This is a genomic window from Micromonospora sp. ATLC16 (assembly GCF_057196645.1).
Genome location: NZ_JBXUOW010000066.1, coordinates 20,600 through 27,766, shown reverse-complemented (window position 1 = coordinate 27,766; position 7,167 = coordinate 20,600). Strand labels below are relative to the sequence as shown.

Annotated in this window: 9 protein-coding genes; all 9 read right to left on the bottom strand. The window is 71.6% G+C overall.

What is annotated here, in order from left to right; all coding sequences use genetic code 11:
- Window positions 1-173: 173 nt before the first annotated feature.
- The 9 genes from rdgB to AC2CHE_RS22005 all read right to left on the bottom strand — a co-directional run bounded on the left by rdgB (window position 174) and on the right by AC2CHE_RS22005 (window position 6,998).
- Window positions 174-791: an RdgB/HAM1 family non-canonical purine NTP pyrophosphatase gene (gene rdgB, locus AC2CHE_RS22045; protein ID WP_484506762.1), complete on the bottom strand. Its 618-nt coding sequence runs from the start codon at window positions 789-791 to the stop codon at window positions 174-176.
- A gap of 6 nt (window positions 792-797) precedes the next feature.
- The gene (rph, locus tag AC2CHE_RS22040) at window positions 798-1,517 is read right to left on the bottom strand and encodes a ribonuclease PH (RefSeq protein ID WP_484506761.1); all 720 of its coding nucleotides are present in this window, start codon (window positions 1,515-1,517) and stop codon (window positions 798-800) included.
- 59 nt (window positions 1,518-1,576) lie between these two features.
- A complete protein-coding gene (locus AC2CHE_RS22035; RefSeq protein WP_484506760.1) occupies window positions 1,577-2,323 on the bottom strand; it encodes an MBL fold metallo-hydrolase in 747 nt (248 codons plus the stop codon).
- Window positions 2,324-2,590: 267 nt separating this feature from the next.
- The gene (locus AC2CHE_RS22030) at window positions 2,591-3,556 is read right to left on the bottom strand and encodes a PLP-dependent cysteine synthase family protein (protein WP_210940200.1); all 966 of its coding nucleotides are present in this window, start codon (window positions 3,554-3,556) and stop codon (window positions 2,591-2,593) included.
- Between the two features lie 10 nt (window positions 3,557-3,566).
- Complete coding sequence (locus tag AC2CHE_RS22025; protein ID WP_210940199.1) at window positions 3,567-3,926, bottom strand: MoaD/ThiS family protein; 360 nt, start codon at window positions 3,924-3,926, stop codon at window positions 3,567-3,569.
- A 66-nt stretch (window positions 3,927-3,992) separates the two neighbouring features.
- Window positions 3,993-4,481, bottom strand: a complete 489-nt coding sequence (locus tag AC2CHE_RS22020) for a M67 family metallopeptidase (protein ID WP_093401918.1) — start codon at window positions 4,479-4,481, stop codon at window positions 3,993-3,995.
- A 54-nt stretch (window positions 4,482-4,535) separates the two neighbouring features.
- Window positions 4,536-5,030: a DUF2017 domain-containing protein gene (locus AC2CHE_RS22015; RefSeq protein ID WP_484506764.1), complete on the bottom strand. Its 495-nt coding sequence runs from the start codon at window positions 5,028-5,030 to the stop codon at window positions 4,536-4,538.
- 2 nt (window positions 5,031-5,032) lie between these two features.
- Window positions 5,033-5,323 carry an ATP-dependent Clp protease adapter ClpS gene (clpS, locus tag AC2CHE_RS22010; protein WP_093401920.1) on the bottom strand — a complete coding sequence of 97 codons (291 nt, stop codon included), beginning with the start codon at window positions 5,321-5,323 and terminating at the stop codon, window positions 5,033-5,035.
- 157 nt (window positions 5,324-5,480) lie between these two features.
- On the bottom strand, window positions 5,481-6,998 hold the full coding sequence (locus tag AC2CHE_RS22005; protein ID WP_484506759.1) for a P-loop NTPase family protein: 1,518 nt from the start codon (window positions 6,996-6,998) through the stop codon (window positions 5,481-5,483).
- Window positions 6,999-7,167 lie beyond the last annotated feature (169 nt).

Genomic DNA, 7,167 nt, shown 5'->3' with positions numbered 1-7,167 from the left:
GGCGGCGATCGCCGCGCTCGGCGAGGCCGCCGGCGAGCCCGGCCCGGACGTCTTCCTGGCCCCGCTGATGGAGGCCGCGCGCGCCGTGCTGGCCGGCCCCGACCTCCGCACCGCCATCGAGCAGGAGGTCGGCCCCCTCGGCTGACGCGAGGACCGAAGCCGAGGCGGGCGGCTCAGGCGGCTGGCGGGAGGACCTTGGCGACCAGCGCGGCCAGTTCGCGCAACGCCTTACCGCGGTGGCTGATCGCGTCCTTCTCCTGCGGGGTCAGCTCGGCGTTGGTGCGGTCCTGGCCGTCGCCGAGGAAGACCGGGTCGTAGCCGAATCCACCGTCACCGCGCGGGGCGCGCAGCAGGCGACCCGCCTGCCGGCCGTCGACCAGGTGTTCCTTGCCTCCGGGCAGCACCAGCGCGACGGTGCAGACGAAGGAGGCGCCCCGGTGCTCGTCCGGCACGTCGCCGATCTGGTCGAGCACGAGTTGGAGGTTGGCCTGGTCGTCACCGTGCCGCCCGGCCCAACGGGCGCTGAACACCCCCGGCATCCCGTTGAGCGCGTCGACGGCCAGCCCGGAGTCATCGGCGATCGTCGGCAGCCCGGTACGCCGGCAGCCCTCCCGGGCCTTGATCAGCGCGTTCTCGCCGAAGGTCAGCCCGGTCTCCGGCAGCTCCGGGTACGCCTCGACGTCATCGAGCCCGATCAGGGCGACCCGGTGCGCGCCCAGCGCCCCGTCCAGGATGCGCTGCAACTCGATCAGCTTCTTCTGGTTCCGCGTGGCGAGCAGCACCTTGTTCATGCGTTGTCACGCCTTCCGCTGAGCTTCGGCCAGATCCAGACAGCCGGCCACGGCCAGGTCGAGCAGAGCGTCGAGCTGTTCGCGGGCGAAGACGCCGGCCTCGCCGGTGCCCTGCACCTCGACGAAGTCACCGGTACCGGTGCAGACCACGTTCATGTCGACCTCGGCGGCCACGTCCTCGTCGTAGCACAGGTCCAGGCGCGGCTCACCGGCAACGACACCGACACTGACCGCCGCCACCGAACGGTGCATCACCTTCTCCGGCTTACCGGTCAGGGCCTTGCGGGCGGCGAGCCAGTCCACCGCGTCGCGCAGCGCCACGTAGGCGCCGGTGATCGCGGCGGTCCGGGTGCCGCCGTCGGCCTGCAGGACGTCGCAGTCCAGCACGATCGAGTTCTCGCCGAGCGCCTTGAGGTCGATCGCGGCCCGCAGGCTCCGGCCGATCAGCCGGGAGATCTCGTGGGTACGCCCACCGACCCGGCCCTTGACGCTCTCCCGGTCCGACCGGGTGTTGGTGGCCCGGGGCAGCATCGCGTACTCCGCGGTGACCCAGCCCAGCCCGGAACCGCGGCGCCAACGCGGCACCCCCTCGGTGACGCTCGCGGTGCAGAGCACCCGGGTGCCGCCGAATTCCACGAGCACCGATCCTTCGGGATGGGTGCTCCAGCCGCGGGTCAGGGTCACCGGTCGAAGTTGGTCGGGTCGCCGCCCGTCAGGTCGTGCCATGCCTGCACCCTATGCGGTGCGCCGAGCGCGCCCTCCCCGGGTCTCCGCCGCCCGGCGGATCAGACCTCGTAGCTGGCGCCGGGACGGACCACTTCCAGCGGGCCGGCGTACGCGGCGGAGGCAGCCGCCACGGTGAGCGCCTCACTGCCCCAGGCGGGGACCAGATGGGTCAGCAACAGCCGCCCGACGTTGGCCTTGGCTGCCGCCTCGCCCGCCTCACCGCCGGTGAGATGCAGATCCGGTGGGTTGTCGACCCCGTCGAGGTAGCTGGCCTCGCAGAGGAAGACGTCGGCGTTCTGGGCCAGACGCAGCAGCGCCTCGCAGGGGGCGGTGTCCGAGGAGTAGCAGAGCACCCGGCCGCCGTGCTCCAGGCGTACGCCGTAGGTCTCCACCGGGTGCAGCACCCGGTCGACGGTGACGGTGAACGGGCCGATCGGGAAGGTGCCGGGTTGCAGCGCGTAGAACTGGTAGACGTCCTCGACGGTGCTGTCCTCCTGCCCGTACGCGGTGGCCAGCCGGTCCGGGGCGCCGGCCGGCGCGTAGACCGGCAGCGGCGGGCACGGCCCGTCCGGGCCGTACCGCCGCACCACCACGTAGGTCGCCGCGTCGAGGATGTGGTCGCAGTGCAGGTGGGTCAGGAGGATGGCGTCCGGGGCGTGCAGCCCGGCATAGCGTTGCAGGGTGGACAGTGATCCCGAGCCGAAGTCGACCAGGAGCCGGAAGTCCTCGGCCTCGACCAGATAGGCCGAGCAGGGGGACTCGGGTCCGGGGAAGCTGCCCGAGCAGCCCAGGACGGTCAGTCGCATCGAGTTGTCTCGCTGTCACGGTAGGTAGTGATCGTGCCGGCCGCCGCTCCGGCGGTGATCACTACCGACGCGTACGCCACGCTGGGCAGCCTACGCCCGCGCATGCAAGCGCAAGAATGATCTGCTCGAAGTTGTCATCAACGTGACACCGGTTCCGCCCGTCCGATCGACCACCCGTCACCGAAGTGGTCGGGTCGGGCAGACCGACGCGACGAGGGCCACCGCACATCGCCGGTGACCCTCGTCACATGGTAATGCTGCCGCAGGTCAGGCCCAGAGCTGGCCGTCCAGCGCCTCCTCCGCGTCGGCGAGCGTCCCGCCGTACGCCCCGGTGCTCAGATACTTCCAGCCGCCGTCACTGACCACGAACGCCACGTCGGCCCGGCGTCCGGCCCGTGCCGCCTCGTGCGCCACGGCAAGCGCGGCGTGCAGGACCGCGCCGGTGGAGAAGCCGACGAACAGCCCCTCGACCTCCACCAGTTGCCGGGTACGCAGCACCGCGTCCCGGGTGCCGACGGAGAAGCGCCGGTTCAGCACGGTCGCGTCGTAGAGCTCCGGGACGTACCCCTCGTCGATGTTGCGCAGCCCGTAGACCAGCTCGCCGTAGCGCGGCTCGGCCGCGACGATCTGGATGCCCTCGACCTTCTCGCGCAGGTAGCGCCCGGTGCCCATCAGGGTGCCGGTGGTGCCGAGCCCGGCCACGAAGTGGGTGATCGTCGGCAGGTCGTGCAGCAGCTCGGGCCCGGTCGTCTCGTAGTGCGCCCGGGCGTTCGCCTCGTTGCCGTACTGGAACAGCATCACCCAGTCGGGGTGCTCGGTGGCGATCTGCTTGGCCGTGGCGACCGCCTGGTTGGAGCCGCCCGCCGCCGGCGAGAAGATGATCTCCGCGCCGTACATCCGTAGCAGCTGCACCCGCTCGGTGGAGACGTTCTCGGGCATCACGCAGACCAGGCGGTACCCCCGCAGCTTGGCCACCATGGCCAGGGAGATGCCGGTGTTGCCGCTGGTCGGCTCCAGGATGGTGTCGCCGGGCCGGAGCCGGCCGGCGGCCTCTGCCGCCCGGACCATGAACAGGGCGGCCCGGTCCTTGATGCTGCCGGTCGGGTTCCGGTCCTCGAGCTTTGCCCAGAGCCGCACCGGCGGAGCGCCCTCGGGCACCGTCGGCGACAGTCGGGGCAACCCCACCAGCGGTGTCCCGCCGCAGGCGTCCAGCAGGCTGTCGTACCGCGCCATCGCGGCCGCCTCAGCTCGCGGTGACGCGCGTCCGGCCCTCGGCCGGCGCGGCCGCGACGTGCTGCGCCATCGCCGCCGCCGCGGCGAAGCCGAACGCACCACCGGCCACCGCGGGCAGGATGGTCACGCTGTCGCCGTCGTTGAGCTTGGCGTCCAGCGCGCCGAGGAAGCGCACGTCCTCATCGTTGACGTAGACGTTGACGAAGCGGTGCAGCGCGTCGGCCTCGGTGACCAGCCGGCCACGCAGCCCGGCGTGCCGGGAGTCCAGGTCGGTGAGCAGGTCGTTGAGCGTGTCGCCGCTGCCCTCGACGACCTTCGCGCCGCCGGTGTAGCTGCGCAGGATGGTGGGGATGCGAACCTCGATGGCCATGGTGTCGTACTCCTCGCTCGGGTGGACTGCTCGGTGACGGGGAAGGGCGTGCGGGGGCTGAGGTGGTCAGCGGCCCGAACACTCGTAGTCGACCGTCGCCGGGCTCTGCCCGAACATGTATGACTGCACGGCGTGCGGATCCACCCCGGCGTCGAGGATCCGCACCGGCTCTTCGGTCACCACGCCGTCCACGATGCGGAAGGAGCGGATCTCCTCCGTGTCGGGCTCGCGCGTGGAGACGAGCAGATAGTGCGCGCCGGGCTCGCCGGCGAAGGAGATGTCCGTCCGTGACGGGTACGCCTCGGTGGCGGTGTGCGAGTGGTAGATGACCACCGGTTCCTCGTCCCGGTCGTCCATCTCGCGCCACACGCGCAGGTGCTCCATCGAGTCGAACTCGTAGAAGGTCATCGAACGGGCGGCGTTCTCCATGGGGATGTGCCGGGTCGGCGTGTCACTGCCGACGGGACCGGCGACCACACCGCAGGCCTCGTCGGGGTGATCCCGACGGGCGTGGGCGACGATCGCGTCGACGATCGACCGGTCGATGCTCAGCACGTCGCCAAGGGTAGCGCCCGACAGCGGTCAACCGCGAGGCGGTGCCGGTCACAGTCAGTCGATCAAGGCGTTGAGCAGGGACTCCTGGAGATAGCCGAGATATGCGTAGACCGAAAGCTGGAACACCCGGCTGGAACTCGGGTCGTCGGCGACCGCGTCGTCGAGTTCCGCGCCCAGGTCCGTCCCGTCCTTGATCCCCAGCCGTACGCCCATCGCCAGCCGGGCGTCGTTGAGCGCGCGCAGCCACGCCTCCGCCGCCTCGGCGTCCAGGCGTACCTCCCCGCCGCTGTCGCCGGGCAACGCGGCCAGGATCGCGCCGGCCTGGTCGATCTTGGCGGTCTTCAGGTCGCCTTCGGTGTACCGGCGGAACTCCGCAGTCCCCGACGCGTCCTCCGGGTATGCCTCCGGGAAGAGCCGGCAGACAACCGGGTCGGAGTGGTCGAAACCGTCGGTGAGCAGGCCGACCACCTCAGAGGCGACCTTTCGGAGCACACGCATCTCGTCCACCGCGAAGGTGGCGACGTACCGGTCACCGCGGCGGCGGAACATACTCACGACCGGTCCACCGTCGCCCAGAGTCCGTACGCGTGCAGCTGAGAGGCATCGTGCTCCATGCGTTCCCGGGCCCCGCTGGAGACCACCGCCTTGCCCTTGTGATGCACGTCCAGCATGAGCTGCTCGGCCTTCTCCCGGCTGTAACCAAAAAGCTTCTGGAACACCCAGGTCACGTAGGTCATCAGGTTCACCGGGTCGTCCCACACGATCGTCACCCACGGTCGGTCAGCTGCCGGCACCTCATCGGTGTCCGGGGTCTCGACCGGTGCAACCTGCGGAGCCGCCATGCCCCCCATCGTGCCACCGGATCCGGGAAATCGAGGAACCGGAACGCCGGACCGGCCCGGATCACCAGCCACGGCCGCTCCCACGCTCCGACTGGTCGCGTCCCGGACGTGCGCGGATCCCCCACCGGCACCGCCGGCAGGGTGCGGGGCGGCCCGGTCAGGCGAGCAGGATGCCGTGTTCGGCAGCATCGGACAGCACCGTGCCGAGCGAGAGACGGACCGCCTCGAACCGGCGGGCGACCTCCCGCGACAGCTCCAACTCGATTTCCCGCAACGCCCGCTGCGCCCAGGCCCGCGCCGCGCTCGGGTCATTGTTGCCGGGCGAACGCCAGTGCTGCCAGCAGCCTCCCGACAACGCCACGGCCACTGGCGGAAGCACCGCCGTACGGGGCGGTGCGGGGTAGGCGGACAGCATGTCGATCGCCGCCGCACCGGTCAGCGAAGCCACGCCCGCCGTGCTGGTGACGAGGAACGCCCGCTCCAGCTCCTGCCCGGTGGGATAGTCGACCAGGCTCCAGCGGACCGCCATGTCGATGCGCCGGCGAATCCCCTGCGGCAACGGTGCGCCGAAGAGCCGACCGGCGGCGCGCTCGACGAGTTCGCCGGCATGGTGGTCGCACTGGGCGGTGGCCAGCAACGACAGCGTCGCCATCTCCCGGTCGAGCAGTTGGGGCAGGCCGGCACAGCCGACGCCGAACACGATCTCCTGCACCAGGCGCATGTGCATGTTGGCCAGTTCCAGGGCGAGGTGCTGGCGGATGCGTCGGGCGGCGGTGCGGGCCTGCCGGTCGAGCTGTTCCGACCATTCGTTGGGCTCGGTCAGCACCGGCACCCGGCCGCGCTCGCCCGGCAACTCGGGCGGCTCCAGACTGCCCCGCCACAGCTCCTCGCCGGAGGCCCAGTCCACCAGCGCCCGCCGCAGGCCGGCCTCGCCACCGGCGACCAGGGGGAACCAGCCGGCATCGGCCAGTCCGGGCACGGCGGCGAGCAGCGCGGCCCGGTGTGCCTCGACGGTGACCGTCACCGGGTCGACCATCGAGTCGCCGGACTCCCCCGACTCCCGCACCGCCGCCGTGCCCTCGCCGGCCGCCCAGCCGTCGGCGCCCGGCGTGACCGCGAAGAAGACCCGGACCGGTGTCCCGGCGAGGTCGGACAGCAGATTCAGCTCGGCGGCTGCGAACGACTGATCCGCCGCGATCACGAACAGGAGTGCGCCGGCCCGACCCACCGCCTCACGCAGGACGCCGCAACCGGCCGACCCCAGCGTGGCGATGTCCGGCGTGTCGACCAGCACGAAGCGGTTCACCAACGGCTGGGGCAGGCTCAGCTCCACCCGGCGTGGCGGCCTGGCCAGCGCCGGCCCCGCGGCCGGCAGGCCGGGCCGGTACGAGTGCGGCGTACGGTAGCCGGGCACATAGGCGACCCGGGTGGGCTCGGCGCTGTGCCGTACCACCAGCCAGCTACCGCTGGGCACGGCGAGTAGCCCGGCATCGAGTTCCAGCAGCGTGGCGAGCACTTCGGTGCGGGCGGCGTCGGCGGGACCGGCCGCGACCACCGCGACCGGTTCATGGGCATCGGTGCTGGACACGCCGAGCCGCTCCGGGAAGGACCGGCGACCATGCGGCCCGGCCGCGTCGTCGGGCGTACCGAGGTGGTGGAGCGGGCCCGGCTTCATCAGGGGGCGGCCTCCGAGGCAGGGCGACCGGCGAGCCGGTCGCGGTGAGCATCCGGTGTCGACACTCGGATTCCGGAAGGGTAAAGGTGCGAGCGTCGGGATCGGGACAATAGCGGTACTCAGCGGTAACTCCCCAACTACTCAAGTTCGCCTCGCGCGCTGCCGTGCG